Annotated in this window: 20 protein-coding genes; 5 read left to right on the top strand and 15 right to left on the bottom strand. The window is 66.7% G+C overall.

The features are described 5' to 3' along the window. Positions 1 to 8: 8 nt before the first annotated feature. Positions 9 to 413 carry a bacteriohemerythrin gene (locus GBZ48_RS08415; protein WP_174470625.1) on the bottom strand — a complete coding sequence of 135 codons (405 nt, stop codon included), beginning with the start codon at positions 411 to 413 and terminating at the stop codon, positions 9 to 11. Positions 414 to 619: 206 nt separating this feature from the next. On the opposite strand from GBZ48_RS08415, the gene GBZ48_RS08410 reads away from it, so the two are divergent. Further along, positions 620 to 1,372, top strand: a complete 753-nt coding sequence (locus GBZ48_RS08410) for a Fic family protein (protein WP_174470624.1) — start codon at positions 620 to 622, stop codon at positions 1,370 to 1,372. On the opposite strand, the gene GBZ48_RS08405 is transcribed toward GBZ48_RS08410, so the two are convergent. The 10 genes from GBZ48_RS08405 to GBZ48_RS08360 form a co-directional block, all read right to left on the bottom strand. Then, positions 1,369 to 3,024, bottom strand: a complete 1,656-nt coding sequence (locus tag GBZ48_RS08405) for a CocE/NonD family hydrolase (RefSeq protein ID WP_174470623.1) — start codon at positions 3,022 to 3,024, stop codon at positions 1,369 to 1,371. The genes GBZ48_RS08410 and GBZ48_RS08405 overlap by 4 nt on opposite strands. Positions 3,025 to 3,348: 324 nt before the next feature. Further along, positions 3,349 to 5,058, bottom strand: coding sequence for an adenine deaminase (gene ade, locus GBZ48_RS08400; protein WP_174470622.1), 1,710 nt, complete (start codon positions 5,056 to 5,058; stop codon positions 3,349 to 3,351). Positions 5,059 to 5,124: 66 nt separating this feature from the next. Next, on the bottom strand, positions 5,125 to 6,321 hold the full coding sequence (locus tag GBZ48_RS08395; RefSeq protein WP_174470621.1) for a GNAT family N-acetyltransferase: 1,197 nt from the start codon (positions 6,319 to 6,321) through the stop codon (positions 5,125 to 5,127). 28 nt (positions 6,322 to 6,349) lie between these two features. Then, positions 6,350 to 7,687 carry an ATP-binding protein gene (locus tag GBZ48_RS08390; RefSeq protein WP_174470620.1) on the bottom strand — a complete coding sequence of 446 codons (1,338 nt, stop codon included), beginning with the start codon at positions 7,685 to 7,687 and terminating at the stop codon, positions 6,350 to 6,352. Beyond that, positions 7,684 to 8,820 (bottom strand): SpbR family protein, encoded by a 1,137-nt coding sequence (gene spbR, locus GBZ48_RS08385; protein ID WP_174470619.1) that lies wholly within the window; start codon positions 8,818 to 8,820, stop codon positions 7,684 to 7,686. The genes GBZ48_RS08390 and spbR overlap by 4 nt, the downstream gene beginning before the upstream one ends. A 162-nt stretch (positions 8,821 to 8,982) precedes the next feature. Then, positions 8,983 to 9,747: a DUF6969 family protein gene (locus GBZ48_RS08380; protein ID WP_174470618.1), complete on the bottom strand. Its 765-nt coding sequence runs from the start codon at positions 9,745 to 9,747 to the stop codon at positions 8,983 to 8,985. 114 nt (positions 9,748 to 9,861) lie between these two features. Beyond that, complete coding sequence (locus GBZ48_RS08375; RefSeq protein WP_174470713.1) at positions 9,862 to 10,503, bottom strand: ABC-type transport auxiliary lipoprotein family protein; 642 nt, start codon at positions 10,501 to 10,503, stop codon at positions 9,862 to 9,864. A gap of 11 nt (positions 10,504 to 10,514) precedes the next feature. Then, positions 10,515 to 11,474: an MlaD family protein gene (locus GBZ48_RS08370; RefSeq protein ID WP_174470617.1), complete on the bottom strand. Its 960-nt coding sequence runs from the start codon at positions 11,472 to 11,474 to the stop codon at positions 10,515 to 10,517. 9 nt (positions 11,475 to 11,483) lie between these two features. Beyond that, entirely contained in the window at positions 11,484 to 12,305 is an 822-nt protein-coding gene (locus GBZ48_RS08365; RefSeq protein WP_174470616.1) for an ABC transporter ATP-binding protein, read from the bottom strand. After that, the gene (locus GBZ48_RS08360) at positions 12,305 to 13,411 is read right to left on the bottom strand and encodes an ABC transporter permease (protein ID WP_246307073.1); all 1,107 of its coding nucleotides are present in this window, start codon (positions 13,409 to 13,411) and stop codon (positions 12,305 to 12,307) included. Before GBZ48_RS08360 ends, GBZ48_RS08365 begins: the two co-directional genes overlap by 1 nt. A gap of 319 nt (positions 13,412 to 13,730) precedes the next feature. Here GBZ48_RS08360 and GBZ48_RS08355 point away from each other — a divergent pair, with 319 nt between their 5' ends. Continuing rightward, entirely contained in the window at positions 13,731 to 14,246 is a 516-nt protein-coding gene (locus tag GBZ48_RS08355) for an adenine phosphoribosyltransferase (protein ID WP_174470615.1), read from the top strand. A gap of 2 nt (positions 14,247 to 14,248) precedes the next feature. On the opposite strand, the gene GBZ48_RS08350 is transcribed toward GBZ48_RS08355, so the two are convergent. The 3 genes from GBZ48_RS08350 to GBZ48_RS08340 all read right to left on the bottom strand — a co-directional run bounded on the left by GBZ48_RS08350 (position 14,249) and on the right by GBZ48_RS08340 (position 16,716). Then, positions 14,249 to 14,698 (bottom strand): DoxX family protein, encoded by a 450-nt coding sequence (locus tag GBZ48_RS08350; protein ID WP_174470614.1) that lies wholly within the window; start codon positions 14,696 to 14,698, stop codon positions 14,249 to 14,251. A 70-nt stretch (positions 14,699 to 14,768) separates the two neighbouring features. Beyond that, on the bottom strand, positions 14,769 to 15,728 hold the full coding sequence (locus GBZ48_RS08345; protein WP_246307072.1) for a DMT family transporter: 960 nt from the start codon (positions 15,726 to 15,728) through the stop codon (positions 14,769 to 14,771). Positions 15,729 to 15,873: 145 nt separating this feature from the next. After that, a complete protein-coding gene (locus tag GBZ48_RS08340) occupies positions 15,874 to 16,716 on the bottom strand; it encodes a 2-keto-4-pentenoate hydratase (protein WP_174470612.1) in 843 nt (280 codons plus the stop codon). Positions 16,717 to 16,877: 161 nt separating this feature from the next. Between GBZ48_RS08340 and GBZ48_RS08335 the strand changes: the two genes are divergently transcribed. Continuing rightward, the gene (locus GBZ48_RS08335; protein ID WP_174470611.1) at positions 16,878 to 18,194 is read left to right on the top strand and encodes an acetylornithine deacetylase/succinyl-diaminopimelate desuccinylase family protein; all 1,317 of its coding nucleotides are present in this window, start codon (positions 16,878 to 16,880) and stop codon (positions 18,192 to 18,194) included. 81 nt (positions 18,195 to 18,275) lie between these two features. Here GBZ48_RS08335 and GBZ48_RS08330 read toward each other — a convergent pair whose 3' ends face one another. Then, entirely contained in the window at positions 18,276 to 18,974 is a 699-nt protein-coding gene (locus GBZ48_RS08330) for a hypothetical protein (RefSeq protein WP_174470610.1), read from the bottom strand. 323 nt (positions 18,975 to 19,297) lie between these two features. Between GBZ48_RS08330 and catB the strand changes: the two genes are divergently transcribed. Then, positions 19,298 to 19,933, top strand: coding sequence for a type B chloramphenicol O-acetyltransferase (catB, locus tag GBZ48_RS08325; protein ID WP_174470609.1), 636 nt, complete (start codon positions 19,298 to 19,300; stop codon positions 19,931 to 19,933). A gap of 601 nt (positions 19,934 to 20,534) precedes the next feature. Then, positions 20,535 to 21,395: a hypothetical protein gene (locus GBZ48_RS08320; protein WP_174470608.1), complete on the top strand. Its 861-nt coding sequence runs from the start codon at positions 20,535 to 20,537 to the stop codon at positions 21,393 to 21,395. Positions 21,396 to 21,623 lie beyond the last annotated feature (228 nt).

Raw genomic sequence — 21,623 nt, 5'->3', positions numbered from 1 at the left:
TGTCCCGCCTATGCCTGCGTCCCCACATAGGGCTTGTACAGGCTGTCGGTCTGCTGGATGTGCTCCACGAACCAGTCCTTGAGCAGCAGGATCAGGTCCACGCGCAGCATGGTGGGGTTGTCGCCCTCGAAGTCGCGGGCCAGCTTCTCCACCTCGTCGGCGAAATAGCGGTGGGCGGCGAGGTGGCCGTCCAGTTCGGGATAGCCGCAGCGCACCATCATCGCCTCCTCCCGCGCGAAATGGACGGCGACATAGTCGCGGAGGCTGGCGAGCAGGCTGGACAGTTCCTCGCGGTTGGCGGGCGTGATCCCGCTTTCCAGCAGGCCGTTGAACAGGTCGAGGAGCCGCCGATGCTCGTCGTCGAGCACGGGCACGCCGACGCTCATGGATTCGTCCCAGACGACATAGCTCATCGCAGCCATCTCCCCCCTCGCATCCCGCAATTGCAGGTGCATCCCGCCAAATCAAGCGGTTGCGGCCGGCCATGGCAGGGTTGTGGACATCTTGACAGGGATCCTAAAACCGGCAACCGTGCCAGTCCAAGCGGCAAATCCCCGCAGGGGGGCGGCAGGATGCGCGGTACGCCACCCCCTCCCCTGCCAAAGCGACAGAGTGACCGATGGCCCTGCTCGACGAGATCGCGGAGAAGAAACGGGCGCTGGACGCCGCACGCCCCCTGCCGCAGGAGGTCGTCCACGGCATCGCCGACCGGTTCGAGCTGGATTTGACCGCCGCCGCCGCGGCGCTGGAGGATTATCCGCTCAAGCGCGCCGACGTTAAGGCCATATTGGAGCGCGGCAGCGTCCTGCGCCACCGTGCGGTCGAGGAGCAGCGATTCGTCCTGAACCACCGCGCCGCCCTGGAGCTGATGGCGCGGCTGTCCTTCGACCCGTCGGGAGCGGTCACCGAGCGCACCGTCACCGCCTTCCACAATGTGCTCTATCGCGGGATCGACGACGACGCCGGCAAATACCGCAATGCTGCGCCGAAGGACGATCCGGCGGAAACCGCGCCGGATCCGGCCAAGCTGCGCGTGTCGATGTCGGCACTGTCGACCTGGATGCGCAAGTCCGACGCCGGCCCCGATACCGCCTTCGAAGCGCATCACCGGTTGAGCGCCATCCGTCCCTTCGATGCCGGCAACCGGGCAACCGCACTGCTCTTGTGCAACCTGATCCTGAACCGTGCCGGCTATCCGCCGGTGGTGATCGGCGCCGATGACCGCAGCCTCTATCTCGACCTTGTCGAGCGGGCCTGGTCGGTCGGCGACAAGACGCCCTTCCGCGACCTGATGCTGCGCTTCCTGTCGCAGAGCCTCGAATTCTGCCTGGAGGCCGCCGGCCAGGGCACAGACGGGGACGAGACGCCTTAAACGGACAGCCCGGCCGGCAGGCGCAGGCGCGACGGCCGGTCGGGACCGCTGTGGATCAGCAACGTGATCGGCAACGCATCGACCCGGCGGGTCTCGCCCGGTTCCGCCCCAGTGCCGGGATTGACCGGATAGGCCGGGAAGCAGGATCCGGCAAGGCTGAGTCGCAAGGCCGATCCCGCCACCAGGGTTGCGCAGGTCGCCCGCATGGCGACGGTCAGCGGCCGGGTCGGGTCACCCGGTTCGACCCGCGCATGCCCCTGGGTCAGCGGCAGAACCTGCCCGTCGGGCCGCACCACCGACAGCACGGCGCTGACGTCGAAGGACGGAGCGTCGGCTTCCACCCACACCTCCAGCGCCACCCGCCCGGCCAGCGTCAACGGTTCGTCCAGCGGCAGGCTGGTGTAGGTGGCGACATCCGGGCGGCGGTCCACGGCGGCGCGGTCGGGGCGGCCGCAAGCGTCCGGCACCGCATGGCCGCCCACCGTCGGCACCGGCGTACGCGGATCGTGGACCACCACGTCGAGTGCCTCCATTTCGGGCATCTCCAACTCCAGCCGACCGCCCTGCCAGTTGGCGAGGCCGTCGCTGGACAGATGCAGGACAGCCTCGGCCGCCGGAAGGTCGGGCAGGTCGTGCCAGCGTCCCGCTTCCACGTCATGCAGGCGGACCGGACCGCCGCGGTCGGCCACCTCTCCCTTGAGCACCCGTTCGAACCAGGCAAGCTGCAGCGTGTCGAGAGTCGGCGCCTGTCCCGGAGCCGCGGCCGGTCCATCAGCGCCCCAGGGGCCGACCACCAGCCGCACCGGCGCCCGCCCGCGTGCCTTGAGGCGGTCATGGGCATCCAGCATGCCGGCCAGCCGCGGATCGTACCAGCCGCCGATCTGCAGGACCGCCACATCGGCCGGCATGCTGTCCTGCATGGCCTTGGGCGACAGCGCGGCCCAGGCCGGGCCGGGCACCGGGTTGGTCAGCCAGTCGTCGTAATGGGTGTAGCGGGCGTAGTCGCGCAGGGCCTGCGGCCGTGACGGGATCTCGTCATCGATAGGCAGACTGCGCGCCGCATCCGACAGTACGCGGTGGCCGGTGCCATCCTCGACCCGCTTTGCCGCGTCGGCGGCGGTGCGCAGGGCCCAGTTCATGGCGTCGGCCAGCCGGAAGGCCCCACCCTCGTAAGCCCAGTCGGAGAACACGTCCCAGCCGGCGAAGGCCGGCGCCACCGCCCGCAGGGCCGGCGGCGCCTCGGCCAGTGCCAGCCACTGCGCCATGCCGGCATAGCCGCAGCCATACATCGCCACCACCCCCGACGATCCCGGCAGGGATGCCGCCCAGGCAATGGCATCGGACCCATCCTCCCGTTCCGCCTCGAAGGGTCGGAACCGGCCGTCGGAGGTGCCGCAGCCGCGCATATCCTGCACCACCACGACATAGCCGCGCGCCGCATACCAGCGCGGGTGGGCGTAATGGCTGGTCTGGGCAACGCGACGGCCGCAGGGAGCCCGCAGCAGCAGGACCGGCCAGGTCCCCGCGGCATCGGGCCGGTAAAGGTCGGCATCCAGCCGAATGCCGTCCCGCGTCCGCATCGACACGGTTTCTGGCGGTCGGACCGGCAGCAGGCTGTGCAACGGGTGGATCATCGGGGCCAGATGGGTCATGGCGGGTCGGGCTCGCTCGATGACTGACAACGAAGTACGTGTTGTCGTGGCAAAGCTCGTGCCAGAGAGCCTGCACCAAATTGTATAAATCTTTCGGCCGTTTCCCCCCTCACTGAAAGCTCCTCTTCCCTTTCGGGAAAGAGGTTCGAGTGAGGGGGGTGGCGACAGGTAGGCCGATGGAAACCCTGTGTTTACGCCCCCTTACCCCGCCCCTCGCCCGCAAGCGGAGAGGGGATCCGTCAGGTGGGCAGGCTCCCGGCTGCCCAACCGGCCACCTCCGCCCAATCCCCGGGCTTCTGCCGTTTTCTTGGGCAGCTCGCCCGCTCAGGCGGCAATCAGTTCGAACCGGTCGACATCGACCATGCCGCGGTCGGTGATCTTCAGGTGCGGGATGACCGGCAGCGGCAGGAAGGCCAGTTGCAGGAAGGGCTCGGCCAGCGGGCAACCCATAGTGCGGACGGCAGCGCGCAGGGACCGCAGCCTCACCTCCACCGTCTCGAACGGTTCCAGGCTCATCAGCCCGGCCAGCGGCAGGGCCAGTTCGCCGACCACCTGCCCGTTGCGCACGGCGACGAAGCCGCCCTGAAGCTCGATCAGCCGGTTGACCGCGACGCGCATGTCGGCGTCGCTGGCACCGACCACACAGATGTTGTGGCTGTCGTGGCCGACCGACGACGCCAGTGCCCCCTCCGCAATGCCGAAGCCCTGGACAAAACCGCGGCCGATGTTGCGGTTGCTGCCATGGCGGGCGAAAACGCAGATCTTCAGCAGGTCGCGCGACGGGTCGGCCACCATCCGGCCGCCCACCACCGGCACTTCGATCCGGCGGTGTTCGGTCAGGATCTTGCCCGGCTCCAGCCCGATCACCGATTGGACCGACCCGCCGGCCGGCACGACGAAATCCTCGTCCGCCACCGGCTCCAGCTTCACCGAAGCGAGCCCCACCGGCGTTACCGCCGGCCGGCCGTCGAAACTGTGCGGCCCGACGATTTTGCCGTTGCGGATAACCCGGTTGACCGCGCAGTCCTCCAGATCATCGAGCAGGACGAGGTCGGCGCGATGCCCCGGTGCCACCAGCCCGCGGTCGTACAGGCGGAAGCCGCGTGCTGCCGACCAGGTGGCGGCGCGATAGACATGGGCGACCGGCGCCCCGAGGCGGATGGCGCTGCGGATCAGGTGATCCATGTGCCCCTCCTCCGCAATGTCCAGCGGGTTGCGGTCATCGGTGCAGAAGCCGAGGAAAGGGGAGGTCTCCGGCGTGATCACTTCGGCCAGGGCATGGACATCCTTCGACACCGACCCGTCGCGGATCAGCACCTGCATGCCCTTGCGCAGCTTCTCCATCGCCTCATCCGCACTGGTCGTCTCGTGGCAGTTGCGGATGCCGCAGGAGAGATAGGCGTTCAACTCCTTCCCCGACATCAGGGGAGCGTGGCCGTCGATGTGGCGCCCGTCGAAGGCGGCCAGCTTGTCGAGCACCCCGTCCACCTTGTGGAAGACGCCGGGGAAGTTCATGAACTCCGCCAGCCCCAGCACGCGGGGATGGTCCATGTGGCGGATCAGGTCCGGCGCCTCCAGCCGGGCGCCCGACGTTTCCAGCTCCGTCGCCGGCACGCAGGAGGACAACTGCACGAACAGGTCGAGCGCCGTCCCGCCGGCACTGTCGAGGAAATAGCGCAGCCCCTGCTCGCCCAGCACATTGCAGATCTCGTGCGGGTCGCAGATGGCGGTGGTGGTGCCGCGCGGCAGGACGCAACGGTCGAACTCCTGCGGGGTGACGCAGGTGGACTCGCAATGGACATGGGTGTCGATGAAGCCGGGAACCACGGTCAGCCCACGCCCGTCGATCTCCTCCACCCCATCATAGGACTCGTAGGTGCCGACGATGACCTCGCCGCAGACAGCAATGTCGCCTTCCGCGATCTCGCCGGTCACGACATTGAGAAAGCGCGTGTTCTTGATGACCAGATCGGCCTTCGCCTCGCCCAGCGCCTGCCCAATGCGCGTCTTCAGATCGTCGCGGCTTACAGTCATGTCCTACTCCGCCCCTCGTCCATTCAAAGAGGCAAGGTGGCCCGCCTCACCATGCCGTGCAAGCACCTATCGGCCATCCCGTTGCCGGTAAGGGGAGCGGGCCTGCTCCTGCACGAATTTGGCGAGAGCCTTTGCGTTGTACAGCTCCAACCCTTCCGCGACCGCGCCGCGCATGTTGGTGTGAAGGAACCAGTGGCAGGCATGGGCCAGCACCGGCAGGAAACCGCGCTCAAGCTTATGCGGTCCGCCGCGCCCACCATTCACCCGGCTCAGGCCATGGGCGATCGCCCGTTCGATGCTGCGGTAATAGCAGGTTTCGAAATGAACGAAGCGCGCCTCCTCTCTTGCCCCCCAGGTCCGGACATAGAGGCAATCGTCATCTTCCACCGTCATAAGGGCGCCGATCGCAACGCCGCCGGATTCGGCAAAGGTCAGCGTCACAGCATCGCCCAGAACGGCACAGAGCCGCAGAACGAAATCCATGGTCAGTGCCTGACGCCTTCCCCGGCGGAGATGAAGGTCGCTCAGCAAGTCCAGGAAAATTGCGACATCGGCCTCTGCGACCCGACTGCCCGGCACCTCGCGGAACCGCACCCCGCTCGCCACGATTTTGCGGCGCTCCCACAGCATCACTCTGCGCCGGCGGCTCGACAGGGCGGCGGTGAAATCGGCGAAGTCGCGATATCCCTCGTTCCGCCACTCGTAATCGACGGCATGGCGGGTTAGCCATCCCGCCGCCTCGAAACGGGCACGGTCCTCTTCATCGGGAAAGCCGACATGGATGGACGACAGACCGTGCTTGTGGGCCAGCGACCGCAGGGCGGCGATCAGCGCATCGGCCGTGCCGGACAGCGCCCCATTCCGCAGCAGGATGCGCGGCCCGGTCACCGGCGTGTAGGGAATCTCCATGACCAGCTTCGGGAAATAGCGTCCGCCCGACGCCTGATAGCCATCGACCCAGGCCTGATCCGACCAGAATTCGTCCGTCGAGCGGTCGCGCAGATAGAGGGGAGCCGCACCGACCAACCGGCCAGACGCCTCCCGTACGATCATATGGGCGGGACGCCAGCCGATGTCCGGGCCAGCCAGGCCGCTTTCTTCCAGCGCCCTCAGATAGGCATGGCTCACGAACGGCCCCTTGCCGGCGGCGCAGGCGTCCCACTCCAGCGGATCGACCCCGGAAATCCCGAACACCATCGCAACCGACAACGGCCCATCGTTCCGGTCGCCGTCGTGCGTCGCCGGTCCCTGTATCACAGACATGTCATTCCCTGATTGCTTCGGGCCCTGGCTATTCCCCGTCATACGGCAACGCCACCGGCAGACGCACGCTGACCGTGGTGCCTTCCCCTTCGCGGCTGAGGATGTCCAGCGTGCCGTTCAGCAGATCGACGAAGGACCGCACGAGCGGCAGGCCCAGTCCGGTGCCGCCGGACCGCCGGGACAGTTGGCTGTCGACCTGACCGAAGGGTTGCAGGGCGATGGCGATGCCCTCCGCGCTCATGCCGATCCCGCTGTCCGCGACCTCGATCAGGATGCGGTCGCCCTCCGGACGGACACGCAGGGCGACGCTGCCGCCGACGGGGGTAAACTTCACCGCATTGCTCAGCAGGTTCAGCAGGATCTGCTTCACCCGTACCGGGTCGCCCAGCAGGTGGGGGGTGTCGGAAGCGATGTCCTGGGACAGGGTCAGTCCGCCCTCCTCCGCCCGCTCGGCGATCAGCAGGAGCGAGCTTTCCACCGCGTCGCGGACATCCATCGGCTGGGGGTGCATTTCCAGCTTGCCGGCTTCGATCTTGGCGACGTCCAGGATGTCGCTGATGACCGCCAGCAGATGCTGGCTCGACTTGCCGATCACCTTGGCATAGTCGAGATATTTGGGATGGCCGAGCGGCCCGACGATCTCGCTCTCCATCATCGAGGAAAAGCCGATGATGGCGTTCAACGGCGTGCGCAGCTCATGGCTCATGTTGGCCAGGAACTCGCTCTTGGCGCGGTTGGCCAGTTCGGCCTGCTCCTTGGCCTGGATCAGTGCCTGCTCGGCGCGGCGGCGTTCCTGAACCTCCTGCATCAGCGCGCGGGTGCGCTCGGCCACCCGCATCTCCAACTCGTCACGGGCCTGCCGCAGGGCCAGTTCGGCCCGCTTGCGCCGGGTGATGTCCTGGCCGACGCACAGGATGCCGGCGGAAGCGCCGTCGGCCTTTGGCAGGCGGTTCAGGTTCCACAGCAGCACCCGCTCGCTCATGCAGTCCTGCTCGCGCAGCACCTGCTCGAAGTTGCGGACCTCCGTGCCCATCGCGGCAACGGCAAGTTGGGCCGCGAAGGGGCCGGTCGGCTGCTCCCTCATCGCCTCGGCCCACAGACGGCCGATGGCGCTGCCGGCTTCCAACCCGAAGGCACGCTCGGCATCGCGGTTGGCCTCCACGATGCGGCCGTCGTCGCCCAGAACCAGGATGATGCTGGCCGCCGTCCGCAACAACGATCGGAATCGTGCTTCACCGGCCCGGGCCTCGCTCTGGCGCAGGGCGGATTCCAATTCGGCAATGCGGCGTTCCAGCCGGCGGACGGTGTCGGCCGGACCGCCGCCTGCCGGCTGGCCCGGACCGGAGAAAAAGGTCGGGTCGGTCACGCCGCCGCGTTTTCCGGCTGCATCATGTCGCCCAGCTTCGCCAGCAGGAAGTCCAGATCCTCCGGCGCCAGATCCTCATACTGGGTCAGGATGCGCTCGATGACCCGGCGGCGGTGGCGTTCGCGGTCGCCCGGCTCGCCGTCATAGGGGGTCTCCTTCAGCACGTCGATGGCGATGCGGCAGGCCGGCAGCAGAGCCGGCGGCAGCTTGGCCTTGTCGTACAGCGACTTCAGCCCAAGCCGGCCGGCATCGTGGATCAGCAGCCGGGCATTGGTCATCGGCACATTCGCCATGCGCGACATCGCCGTCTCGAAGAAGGCGATGTCGCCGGTGCACAGCGAACGGACCAGCAGCGACGGCGTCAGGCGGCCGGTGCGGGCAAGCTGCATCACCAGACGGTCCAGCGCCCCTTCGTCGCTTTCACCGGTGAACAGGGCGACGGTCGCCCGCTCGCGGCTCTGCAGGATCAGCTCCGACGCGACCTTCGACGGCAGTTCGTGATGCGAGACCAGATGCTGGCGCAGCCGTTCCGACACCACGGCAACCAGCCGTTCGGCGATGGTGATCGGCAGTCTGGAGCGGTGGACCAGCGGGTCCTGCACCGCCTCGCTGGCGCCGAAACGGTCGATGACGCGGCCCAGGCTCTGCTCGCCCAGTTCCGCCCCCTCGTTGGCGACCAATGCTGCGACCGCGCGTTCGGACCCGCTTTCGATCAGCGCGTCGGCGACGGCGGCCGGCACGGTCGGGCGCTGGGCGATGGCGGTGCTCTTGGCGTCGGCACCGGAGCGCACGATCTCGACCAGATCGGCCGGTGTCAGCACGGTGGAGACGCTCAGCACCGGAATCGCCACCGCCTCCACGTCGCGGGCCAGGGTCAGGGCGACGTCCCGCGGCAGAGAAGGGCTGGATTTCAGGTTCTCCGCCAGGGTCTGGCGGACGCGCAGGACCGTGTCCTTGACCATGACGCGGATGATGTCTTCCGCCAGCTTGCGCTCCGCCTGCGACAGCTCGGGACTGTCGAACTGCTGGGACAGCTTGGCGGCCAGATCGGTCCGGCTGTTCGGCGACGGGTCGGCCAGAAGCCGCGCCACGTCCTGCTGGGTCAGATGACCCGACTTGAAATCGTCACTCATGGGTCCCGGACCCTTCCTGCCCTGGTCCGTCTCCATATTGGACGCGGAACGCAAAACCCGCGCGGGTGTGGGCGGAGACTTGTCCACACGTTCAGGATCTTCCGAAACGGTTGAACCTTCCTTAACGCTCTGCGGTCATAAGTCCATCCGCCGGGTCGCCGATCACGGGATTTCGACGAAGCTGGGCGGTTCCGGCAGGATGGAGCCGCGGCGGCGCGTCCCGCGCAGCTGCAGGGCCACCTCGGCGATCTGCTGCTCCACCGAGATGTGGCGCTGCGAGGCGACCTCCAGCCCGCGGTCCTCATAGACATAGGCATCGGGATGGCTGTCGACCCAATGCCGGATGGCGGTGTCGCGTTCGCGCAGCAGGGCGACGACGGTCGGGCGGAACAGCCGCATCATCGCCGTGATCCAGCGGTTGGCCGGCCAGGACGGCCTGGCGTGATCGATCTCGAAGGCGTCGAGCATGGCGATCACGTCGTCCGCCTTGTACCAGGTCTCGCCCGTCACCCAGCGGTTGGTGGTGAACAGCCGAACCGGCTGGCCGGCGACGTCCATGGCGATGCCGATCAGGTGGGACAGCGCGTCGTTGTCGTTGTCAGGCGCCACGAAATCGGCCAACGGCGCCGGCCGCAGGCCCGGCGGCATGCCGTGCGGGCGCAGGAAGGTGTGGAAATGGCCATGCTCGCCATGCGGCCGCTCGCCTTCGGGATGGCAGTGGTAATAATACTGGGCATGGAACTCGGCGTCGTAGACGTCGCCCGGCGGATAATGCTTCCACTCGTACAGCGTGCCGTGACCGCGTAGAAGCTCGCCCACCACCGTGTCGCCGGTCTTGGCGAGAACACGCTGGCACAGGCGCACTTCGCGTCCCGCCTCGGCCATCGCCTCCAACTCTTCCCGGGACACGTCCGACAAATCCGTCATCGCCCGATCCTGCGCTGCGCGAACATCCCTATTACGTACGCGGCTATGCGGGCGTGGCAAGGTCTTTTCGGACATCGCACCTGTGGTTGCAGCCCCGCCTGCGCTTCCCGGCCATCAGCTGCCGGAAGGGCGGAAGCGCTGCGACAGCGACCAGCCGACCAGTTCGCCGGTGACCTGCCCCAGCGCCTGGTCGAAGGCGGCGATCACATCGGTGAAGGAGCGGCCGCGCACCGGGGCCGACGCCTCGAAAGTCTCGCCGGCCTCGATGGTCCGGCGCGGCATAGCGACCAGCTTGGCCGACAGCCGCACATGCACCCGATCCGGCATGGCCGCCCCCGGTGTGGCGTATTCCGCCTGGAAATCGCGCAGTTCCGACTTCAGCACATAGTCGGAGCGCAACCCCACCGTGTCGCGCCCGACCGAGACGATGCGGCCGCTGTCCTCGAAGGTCTGGACGATCAGCCCCTGCACCATGTTCGGCGCCCGGTCGGCCCAGGAGACGTCGGCGAAATAGTCGAGCGAGGTCGGCGTGCGGGCCAGCGCGATGCGCGGCGTGTCGATCCCCGCCGCCGCCGCCGGCGTCTCCACCAGCAACTGCCAGTCGGCCTTCGGGCCGGCGGCGACGCTGGCCCGCGGGGTCAGGGTGTAGAGATGCGGCGCCGTCGGATTCAGCGTCGAACAGGCGGCCAGCCCCAGCAGCAGGGCCGCCCCGCACATCCCGCGCAGGACAGCCCCTGCAAACCCGCTCCGCACCATCGTCACCCGCCTCATTTCCCACGCACCTCCACGCCCTGCCGCGTCCCGCCGAAGAGGAAGTTCGACGGGTCGTTCTCGATCCGGGTGACCACCCGCGACAGCTGTCCGGACAGATCGCGCAACTGGGTGATCAGCAGCGTCAACTCATACAGCCCCGTGGCGGTAAAGTCGCGCACCGGCTCGCGGTTTTCGGCGACCAGCGAATTCAGCGTGTCCGACGTGCGCTTCAGCGAGCGCAGCAGCTCGCGCGTCTCGCCGCCCAGCTGCTTGGCGGTGCCGTCGACCGTCGCCAGCGTGTCATGCGCCTGGGCCAGCGTGCGGTCCAGCTGCGGCCCGACCGTCTCGAAGCCGTGCAGGGTCTGGCGCGCCTGGGTCATGGTTTCCTCCAGGCCGGCGCTGGCGCGGGCAAGCTCGGCGCTGATGGTGCGGGCGTTGGCCAGGATGTCGCCGATGGCCTTCTGGTTCTCGCCGTTCAGCATCTCGCCCAGCTTGGTGATGACCTCCAGCGAGCGGTTGACCAGCTGCGGCGCGCTGTCGACCACCGCGGTCAGCGAGCTGGGCCGCGACGGGATGGTCAGCACGCCGTCGGCATCGGTGGCGGTCAGGCGCTTGCCCCCAGCATTCCCGCCGGAGATCTGGACATAGGCGCCGCCGGTGATGCCCTGCACCTCCAGCGAGGCGATGGAATCGGACATGATCGGCGTGCCGTTCTGCACCATGATCGTCACCCGGACCCGCGTCACGTTGTCGGGGTCGAGCCGGATGTCCGACACGGTTCCCACCGGCACGCCGCGGTAGCGCACCGGGCTGCCCTGCTGCAACCCGGTGACGGATCCGGTGAAATAGATGCGGTAGGTCTCGCGCGTCTCGTCGAGCTGGACCTTGGCGATCCAGGCGGTGAAGACCAGCAGGCCGGCGACCAGAGCCAGCACGAAGCTGCCGACCAGAATGTAGCTGGCGCGGGTTTCCATGACGTGCCCCTACCCTTTCGCAAGACGCCTGGCGTCTTCTTCTTCGTGGCGTCGAGCCTGGTTGCGCTCTTTAGCGTCGAGCGCCGCGCGGCCGCGCGGTCCGTGGAAATAGTCGTGGATCCACGGGTGGGGATCGGCCAGATGCTGGGCCAGGGTGCCCACCCGGATCTTCTTGTCGACCAGCACGGCAATGCGGTCGCAGATGGAGGTCAGGCTGTCCAGATCGTGGGTGACCATGAAGACGGTCAGCCCCAGGCTGCGCTGCAAACCCTGGATCAGCGTGTCGAAGGCGGCGGCACCGATGGGGTCGAGGCCGGCGGTCGGCTCGTCCAGGAACAGGATGTCGGGGTCGAGCGCCAGAGCGCGGGCGAGGCCGGCGCGCTTGATCATGCCGCCCGACAGCTGAGCCGGATGCTTGGTGCCGGCGTCGGGCGGCAGCCCGGCCATGGCGATCTTCACCCGCGCCACCTCGGCGACCAGCGCGGGGGCCAAGTCGGTGTGTTCCTTCAGCGGCAGCATCACATTCTCCGCCACCGTCATCGAACTGAACAGGGCGCCATTCTGGAACAGCACGCCGGTGCGGGCCTGCAACGCCGTGCGCTCCGCCCGGTCCAGTTCGGCGGTGTCGTGGCCCAGCAGCTCGATCCGGCCGGCGGCTGGGTCGATCAGGCCGAGGATTTCCTTCAGCAGCACCGACTTGCCGGTGCCGGAACCGCCGACGACGCCCAGCACCTCCCCCCGCTCGACATCGAGGTCGAGGCCGTCATGGACGGTCTGCGGGCCGAAGCGGGTGACCAGTCCGCGCACGCGGATGACGGGGGATCCTGCCATCACACCCCCAGCATGGAGAAGAGGACGGAGAACACCGCATCGATGACGATAACCAGGAAGATGCCCTCCACCACCGCCTTGGTGGTCATGATGCCGACGCTCTCCGCACTGCCGGAGACCTTCAGCCCCTCGTAGCAGCCGACCATGGCGATCACCAGGGCGAAGACCGGCGCCTTGATCAGGCCGGCGATCACCGTGTTGATGCCGACGGCGCTGTGAAGCTGGCGGATGAACTGCCCGAAGGTGATGTCCAGCGTGGCGTAGGCCATCACGGCGCCGCCGAACAGCCCCATCACGTCGGCGTAGAAGGCCAGCAGCGGCAGGGTGATCATCAGCGCCAGAGCCCGCGGCACCACCAGCAGCTCCACCGGGTCGAGGCCCATGGTGCCGATGGCGTCGACCTCCTGGTTCACCTTCATGGTGCCGATCTGCGCGGTGAAGGCCGAGCCGGAGCGGCCGGCGACGATGATCGCCGTCATCAGGATGCCGATCTCGCGCAGGACGGAGATGCCCAGCAGATTCACCACATACAGCTCCGCCCCGAAGCGCTTCAGTTGGTCCGCCCCTTGGAAGGCCAGCACCACGCCGATCAGGAAGGACAGCAGCCCCAGGATCGGCAGGGCATTCAGCCCGGTCTGCTCGATGTGGAACAGGACGGAGGTCAGCCGCAGGCGCGACGGGCGCAGGATCAGCCGGGCGAAGGTGACGGTGACGAGGCCGAGGAAGCCGACGAGGTCGAGGATTTCCTTGGCGGCGTTCACCGTCGTCTGGCCGGTGCGCACCACCATGTCGAGGATCGGATGGTGTTCGCGTTCGATCGGGTGCGGCGGCGCCTTGCCGGCATCGCGCACGGCATCGAACAGGGCGGAATGTTCCGGCCGCAGACCGGCAACCGACACGGCATGCCCGTCGGCCCCGAGCCGTTCGGCCAGGCGGTTCAGCAGATAGGCGCCGACGGTGTCGAGCGCCTCCACCTGCGCCAGATCGAGCCGCACCGCGGCAGCGCCCGGCGGCTTGGGTGCACGGTCCAGCGCATCCGACGCCGCCGTCGCCCATTCCAGGGTCCAGCGCCCGGCAGCGGCGATCCGCCACCCGCCGTCGGCCAAGCCCGGATCGTTCCCGGCTTCGATCCGGGCCCCATCCTTCGCCGCTCCGTCCTTCGCTAAAGTCGCTGCCACAGGCTCCGCCGCACGCATCCGCACATCGACCGGTACGTTTGGCCGGCACGCCTGGAACGTGGCGGAGCATCGCCGGATGGTCAACCCCATCCGGCAAATCCGGCTCATCCGGGGCATGGCCGGGGCATGGCGACACCGTGTCTGCGTCCAATCGCGGCTTTGCGCCGGGGTGGCCAGCCGCTAGAGTGCCGGAAGGCGGACCGGGCCATGCATGCCGGCTTACGATTCTTTACGGACAAGACCTCCGATGAACTTCAAAGACCATATCCGCGACATCCCGGATTTCCCGAAGCCCGGCATCCTGTTCTACGACGTCTCGCCGCTGCTGGCGAACGGAGCCGCCTGGAAGGCCGCCATCGACGCGCTGGCCGAGGCGGTGCGCCCGCACAAGCCGGACCTGCTGGTCGGGATCGAGTCGCGCGGCTTCCTGGTCGCCGCCCCGCTGGCGCTGACGCTGGGCATCGGGTTCATCATGGTGCGCAAGCACGGCAAGCTGCCGGGCGACAAGATCGCCCATTCCTATGACCTCGAATACGGCACCGACACCATCGAGGTGCAGGCCGACGCGGTGAAGCCCGGCCAGCGCGTGGTGGTGCTGGACGATTTGCTGGCGACCGGCGGCACCATGGCCGCCGCCATCAGCCTGCTGCGCCAGGTCGGCGCCGACGTCCGCGCCGCCGCCTTCCTGGTGGAGCTGACCTTCCTGAACGGCCGCGACCGGATCGACGTGCCCAGCGTCTCGCTGATGGCGTACGATTCCTGAGGTCAGCGGCGGCTGAGCCAGCCGTCGACGCTGAAGCGCCCGCCGCCGGAGGCAACCAGCGAGAGGAAGCCGCCGATGATGGCGAGGTTCTTCATGAACTGGATCTGCTGCATCTTCGCGGCGTCGGGCGCCGCTTCCCAATAGCGGTGGGCGATCAGCGTCGCGGCGACGGTGAAGACCGCGACCAGCAGAGCCGCCAGCCGGGTCCAGGCCCCCAGCACGATGGCCAGCCCGCCGAACGCCTCCACCAGCGCGCCGATGGGGGCGACGATGGCGGCCATCGGCACGCCCTGGCTCTCCATTCCGGCAATGAAGCCGCCGAGCGCCATCAGCTTGCCGAAACCGCTCTGCACGAAGATGGCGCCCAGCAGCACGCGGGCCGCCAGCAGCAGCGCGTCCTGCCCGGTGGTGGCGGCGCCGTATCCCGCCGATGTGGTCGCATAGTTCGTCATCTCGGATATCCTTTTCATTCTGTTGGAAGAAGAGACGACGGACGGCGTAGGATTATTCCCCGCAAAAAACTCAGGCCGTCTTCCACAGGCTGATGATCATGACGCCGGCGACGGTCAGAGCGGCGCCGGCCAGCTGAAGCCAGCCCATCGGTTCCGCCAGCACCAGATAGCCGAAGACCGCGGCGGAGACCGGGCCGATGGCGCCGCTCAAGGCCACCAGATTGGGGCCGACCCGCCGCAGCGCCTCCGCCGTCATCAGCACCGGCAGCACGGTGCAGACCACCGCCATCACCGCCGACAGCCCATAGACCGGCAGCGGCAGGTCCAGCGCCGACAGGGGCCGCAGCACCAGGAATTGCAGGATGCAGCACAGGCAGGCCGCCGTCATCGCATAGGCGGTGAAGCGCATGGAGCCGATCCGCTGGACCACGCGGCTGCTGCCGACCAGATAGATCGAATAGAGGAAGGCACCCATGAAGACCAGCGCCGCCCCGGTCGCGAAGTCGGGATGGCCGGTCCCGATCTCCGACCAGACCACCAGGGCGACGCCGGCATAGGAGACGACCAGAGCCACCACCTCGCGCAGGCCGATCCGCTTGCCGAGGAACAGGGCCGACAGCAGCACGACGATGGTCGGGTAGAGGAACAGCAGCAGCCGCCCCATCCCGGCCGTGACATAGCGCAAGCCCAGGAAATCGCAGAAGCTGGCGGCGTAATAGCCGGTGACGCCCAGCGCCACCGTCAGGGCGAGGTCGCGTCCGGCAATCGGGGCGCGCTCTCCCTTGCTGGCTCCTGCCCAAAGCGCCATGCCCAGGAAGAAGGGCAGCGCGAAGACCATGCGCAGCATGATCAGGGTGACCGGATCGACATTGTAGCGGTAGGCCAGCTTGATGATGACCGGCCGCAGCGAGAAGGCGACCACCCCGGCCACGGCAAGCCCCAGCCCGGCCAGCATCTGGACGGGCGGCAGCAGGCGCGTCCCGGAAATGTCGGGCGCGGTCGCTTCGGAGGACAGGCTGGGCTGGGACAAGGGGAAAAATCCGGGGACTGGAGGGGGGAGGCCATTCAAGCATCCCCGCCGCCATTTGGCTTCCGTCAAGGCCGTGTCGGGCCATGACCGGCGCCATACCCTGGATTGCACCAGCCGCGGTGCTGATGGTGAAGGGAATGAACCGTCAGGCGCCCACTGCCCCGGCGGCGACGGCGGTGCCGGACATCGGCTCCAGACCGGTGAAGGCAATGCGCGCCTGCTGGCCGATGGCGATGGCATGCACGCCGGTCAGGGCACCGGTGGAGATCCACTGCCCGGCCTTCAGAGGACGGCCCAGCCGGACCGCGACGCTCAGCGCAACCGCGACCGCGGCGGCGATCCCGCCCGGCAGCTTGGCGCTGCTGCCGACGCCGACGCTCTGCCCGTCGATCAGCACCTCGGCGCGCAGGGCGTCGCTGCCCTCGACGCCGCCGACGATCTCCTCGCCGACGATCAGGCCGTTGTTGTTGCCGAAGACGGCGGTGGAGGCGGTGGGCCCCAGCGTGTTGACCGGAGCCAGCGGACCGCCCGCCACCTCGATGGCGGCATGGACGGCGGCGATGAAGGCCGCGGCCTCCGCCGGGCTGTAATCCAGCTTGTCGGCGGGGGCATCGGCGGCGATGCGCACCGCGAATTCCGCCTCGACCGCGCCGAAGCCGCCGGGGATGACCGGGAAAGTCAGGGGGCCGCCAGCACCCGTCACCACGGTCCCGGCGAAGATCGGGCCGATGTAGCGCATGGCGCCCAGCGTCTCCTCCAGGGCCGGCGGCACCCGCGCCACCTTCCAGCCGGCGACCTCGTCGGGCCAGGCGGCGGTCGCCGTCGCCTGGATGGCGTAGGCGGTGGCGAGGTCGGCCGGCAGCGGGCCGGGGAAATCGGCAAGGCCGGTCGCGCTGCGGCGGGCGTCGACAAAGCGGGCCGCGGCCTCGGCGATCACCGGGTCGGCCAGGGTCGGGGCGCTCAGCCCGATGGGATGCGTGACGGTCATGGGAAACTTCTCCGCTGAAGGGCGCCGCGACTGTAGCGGCCCCGGACGATCCGGGAAAGTGCGCTGCACCAGACCATCAACAGGGCCGCTTCCCGAAAGGCGGGGTGGACGGACCATCGGGATGCGGCGACACTGACGGCGTCCTTGCCGCGGGAGAGGCCATGCGTTCCGACACCGACGCCGCAACCAAGCTGCTGTTCCGCCGGATCGAATCGCGGCGCGACGATCTGGTCGCGCTGACCCAGGATCTGATCCGCATCCCCACCGTCAACCCGCCGGGCGACGTCTACACCGACTGCGCCGAACTGATCGGCCGGCGGCTGGCGGCGCGCGGGTTCGCGGTGGAGTATGTGCGGGCGGAGGGGGCGGCGGGAGACAGCGACCGCTATCCGCGCACCAACATCGTCGCCCGCATCGAGGCGCCGCGTCCGGGAGCTTGCGTCCATTTCAACGGCCACATCGACGTGGTGCCGGCCGGCCAGGGCTGGACCGTCGATCCCTTCGGCGGGGTGGTGAAGGACGGCCGGGTCTATGGCCGCGGCGCCTGCGACATGAAGGGCGGCATCGCCGCCTCGATCATCGCGGTGGAGTCGCTGCTGGAGGAAGGGCTGCTGACGGCGGGCGCCCTGGAGATCTCCGGCACGGTGGACGAGGAGTCCGGCGGCTATGGCGGGGTCGGACATCTGGCGAAACTCGGCTATTTCTCCCGGCCCAGGGTCGACCACGTCATCATTCCGGAGCCGTTGAACGTCGACCGCGTCTGCATCGGCCACCGCGGCGTCTGGTGGGCGGAGATCGAGACCAAGGGCCGCGTCGCCCACGGCTCGATGCCCTTCCTCGGCAACTGCGCGGTGCGCCACATGGGGGCCGTGCTGCACCGGATCGAGACGGAACTGATCCCGCGCCTCGCCGCCAAGCGCACCGACATGCCGGTGGTGCCGGAGGGGGCGCGCCAATCGACCATCAACATCAACGCCCTCCATGGCGGCCAGCGCGAGGACCATGACGGGCTGCCCAGCCCGATGGTGCCCGACCGCTGCCGCATGGTGATCGACCGCCGCTACCTGATCGAGGAGGACCCCGAGGCGGTGCGCGGCGAGATCGTCGCCATCCTGGAGGATCTGCGCCGCAGCCGCCCCGGCTTCGACTATGAGCTGCGCGAGGTGCTGGCCTTCCTGCCGACGATGACCGACGCCGACGCCCCCGTGGTGCGGGCGGTGGCCGCCGCCATCGAGACGGTGCTGGGCCGCCCGGCGCAGCATGTGGTGTCCCCCGGCACCTACGACCAGAAGCATGTGGTCCGCGTCGGCCAGTTGAAGGACTGCATCGCCTACGGCCCCGGCATCCTCGACCTCGCCCACCAGCCCGACGAATGGGTCGGCATCGACGACATGGTGCAGTCGGCGCAGGTGATGGCGCTGGCGACGATGGGTCTTCTGGGGAGTGCGGCGGAGGTCGGCGGCGGGCTGCGCTTCTGACGGCTCCGGCTCTGCGCCCGGAGGGACGGATGGAACGGCGTGGAACAGTTTCCGCCGGACGTTCCATCTACCGCCGGCCATCTACCGCCGGCCGGCGAAGGCACCGGCGGCACGGCGGCTGACCGGGCCCGGGTTGAGGTTGGGGTACTCCTCATACTGGTTGAGCGTGTAGGGGAAGACGCCTTTCGGCCCCGTCGCCTCCGGCTGGGCCAGCACGGCGGCGACCAGCTCCGGGCTGGGCGGGCAGCGCTCGCGCAGGGCGCCGGGGATGGCGTCGTCATCCAGTTCGGGGACGATGACGGCGGGCGGGTCTTCAGGCTTCGGGGCCGGTCTCGGGGCGGGCGGCTGATCGGGCTTGGAGTCTTGCCGCTTGGCCGCGGGCAGGTCGAGGCCGGCGAACAGGCCGAGCCGCTCGGCCAGCCAGCGCACGGTGGCGGGATCGCCCGACGTGACCAGCCGCTCGATCTGCTCGGCCACGAGGATGCGCAGGGAGGACAGGCGCAGCTCGGCCTCGCGGTTCAGCGCCTGCCGCTCCCACCACACCCTGTGACGAAAATCCTTGGAGCCGTAATAGGCCCGCCGCAGCGTGGTCCGGCTGCACCCCATGGCGCGCGAGACCTGGAGGAAGCTGTTGCCGCGCGCCAGCATGCCGGCGGCCATGATCCATTGTTCCTCGTGGAACTGCGATCCGGGAACCAGCGCACCTTCGGACGGGGTCGGCGGCTCTTCGGCCCAGCGGGGGAAATTGTCGGTGGTGAAGCTGCGGGGATCGAGGGGCATGGTGGGACTCCACAAGCGAAGGGGCTCGCGGGAGAGGTTACAGGAAAATTTTCCTTTACGGTGGCGTTCTTTGAAAATGGAGATGGGGGTTGCTTCATCGGCACAGCGGAAGTCCTGCCCTCTCGCTCTTGCGATCCGAGTGCTCCGCTGTAAATATCCTCGCCATGAAGGCCGCACCAAGTACCACCTGCATCGCGCTCTCGCGCACCTGACGCGAAGAGCGTTAGCGTGAGCCCCCTGAATGGCGGCTCGCATCGGTTGTCTGCGCGCCCACGCAGGCAGGAAACCGCCTATCTGGCGGCTCGGATGCAGAGAGTGATCCGATGAAGAATTTTTTCGAGAACCCCTTCAAGGGCATCCTTCTGGAAAAGCAGGTCACCAACCCAAACATCGTTTATGGCCGATACAGCTATTATTCAGGCCATTATCATGGCCACAGCTTCGATGACTGCGCCCGGTTTCTTCTCCCGGACGAAGGGGCCGACAAGCTGGTGATCGGCAGCTTCTGCTCTATCGGGTCTGGTGCAGCATTCATCATGGCGGGCAACCAAGGCCACCGGAGCGACTGGATCAGCACCTTTCCCTTCTTCTGGATGCCCGACGTGCCGGCCTTCGCCGGCGCGCAAAACGGCTACCAGCCCGCAGGCGACACGGTGATCGGCAATGACGTCTGGATAGGGTCGGAAGCCATCGTCATGCCCGGCATCACGATTGGCGACGGCGCTGTGATCGGCACAAGGTCGCTGGTGACGCGAGATGTCGAGCCCTATGCGATTGTGGGCGGTTCCCCCGCCAGAACGATCCGGAAACGGTTCGATGACCATCTTGTTGCGTTGCTGCTTGAGATGGCGTGGTGGGAGTGGTCCGACGACCAGTTGCGGAGCGCCATGCCGATCCTGACCAGCGGCGACGTCGCAGCGCTTCATCGTCACTGGGAAAGCGTGGTCAAACGCAGCTGAACACCTCGGGCGCTAAGCGGGCGCAGTTCGCCACCCGAGCCAGATCAGGCGTCGGAAATTGTAGGCGAGGTTGGCGATACCGATCTTCACCGTGGCGCGCCCAAGGCCAATGGTGCGGATGAACAGCGCCATGCGCTCCTTTCCGGTCGGCGAACACATGCTCGACGGCGGACCATACCGCCGAGTGGGCGCGGTTGGCGCGCTGGTGCGCGCCCCGGCATCGGCCGTCCCTTGGGCTTCTCGGAAATGAACCATGCTGCGGCGGCCCGCCGCCGCGATAGCTTTTCATTGGCCTTCGAACGGTAGGCGCTGTCCGCCCACCCCCGGCTGTCGAAGGATCGCCGCTCCTGCTCAACTCTGCATAGCCATCCCGAAGACAGAACAGCCCTTCTTGACCGGCCATGCTCCCCCCCAAGCGACCTTTCGGGGCAAGCGAATCACGACAGCGCCAGCAGCGCTAAGGTTTTTCGAGGCATTCAATTCTCCGCACATACTCAGTAATCCCGTACTCGAATCGCTACACAGTCCCACCAGCTTAGCTGATTTTTAACGAAGACCCATTTTTATCGGTGTATTGCGTTTATCCGTTGGAGAGCAATTCATGCTGCGGAAAGAAGTACTCGCAAAACTCCGGTCAAGCAAACAAGAACCAATGATTGATGAGGATACGAAGGAGGAATACAAGAAAAAAATATTGGATATATACAAAGATATGAAGTCTATGGCGTATCATACCAAAGGCGTTCCCTTAGGAAAACTTTCAGATTCTCCAAAATTATCTTTGAGGCCAGTTACCGCAACGTCTCTTGTAGGCAAAAAGCTACAGTCGGCAGGCCAAAAACATGGTTGCTGGACTTGTGGAAAGAAGATGGGCGCAGATGGAGCCGCGGGCTGGGTGGCGGACCATATTCCACCCTATAGCCTTAATATGAAAAGAAAGGTGTTTAAGGAATTTGAGAGCAAACATAATGTCTTCAGCAGCCTCCCAAAATGGAAGTTGCTGCCTTCCTGCGTTGATTGCTGCAGAAAGCAATCTTCTGTTGTAGCAAAATTAAATAAAACAAAATCATTAGAGGATTTTGAAAAAGAATACAATAAAAATGGCGATTATTTGACCGGAGGCCCACATTATAATCCGAATCACGCTGTCCCCACTTCATCGAAACGAACAGATCATGCCAGAGCAAAATGGATTGGAGAGACTCTCCATTGTCATATCTGTGGATCAAAATCAACGACATCAGCAAACACTCGATATACAGCGGACCATTTACCACCTCGCGAATTTAACACGCCATATGTAATACGGTTACTTCTTTTTGCAGGAATTGCAGATCGAGAATTTAAGATCATGCCACAATGTGTCAAATGTTCAGGGAAGCAAGCTAATTTCAAGAGCTTGGCGAAGAAACTCCGAGCTATCGGTGCGGAGCTTGGCTTCAAAACAGCCAAAGGAATGTAGTTTTATTGTTTCCATGGCTTTCCTGGAAACAAACTTGATAGTATTTCCGATATATTTCAGAATCCACAGGCGCCATGGATGAAACAAACCGGTACACCCGGAAGCCACCACAAAACGCCGGCACGTGTCATCGCTCTGATGCTCGGATCATCAGACCGCATCGCGTATGATCGGCATCTGTGTGAGACTTGACTTTTATAACCGAACGAAAGGTTGCAGCGTCGCGCA

The organism is Azospirillum melinis, assembly GCF_013340935.1.
GTDB classification, from domain to species: domain Bacteria; phylum Pseudomonadota; class Alphaproteobacteria; order Azospirillales; family Azospirillaceae; genus Azospirillum; species Azospirillum melinis.
This window is presented reverse-complemented; position numbering and strand designations above follow the sequence as displayed.